This window comes from Bacillus sp. SIMBA_154, from assembly GCF_046536015.1.
GTDB lineage: Bacteria > Bacillota > Bacilli > Bacillales > Bacillaceae > Bacillus > Bacillus pumilus_P.
In genome coordinates this window covers 1-249 of record NZ_JAWJBV010000502.1, presented here as the reverse complement: position 1 = coordinate 249, position 249 = coordinate 1, and the positions used below count along the sequence as shown (strand labels likewise).

The 249-nt window shown below is 47.0% G+C and carries 1 protein-coding gene; it reads right to left on the bottom strand.

Translation table 11 applies throughout. From position 1 onward, the window contains the following. Nucleotides 1–249: hypothetical protein (locus tag R0K30_RS22915; protein WP_410613258.1), on the bottom strand; the 249-nt coding region annotated here is incomplete at both ends.

The following is a 249-nucleotide window of genomic DNA, read 5'->3' as shown; positions in this document are numbered from 1 at the left end:
ATCAGTCAGTATTAATGTATCTGTAATGCAGCTTAAAGAGATAGAGTTTGCCAGTAAGGTTAAAAACACAAAAATTCCCGGCACTATGGCGACGACACCAGCCAATAAACCGGCACCGACCGCGTGTTGAGTTTTAGCAAAGCGCGGCACAATAAATAGCACGGCAGCGAGAGCGTTCAGGTTATAGGCTGCGTAACGCACACCATCTACAGCCCAGGCTCCCGATATTGTTGCTGCATTAAAATGACC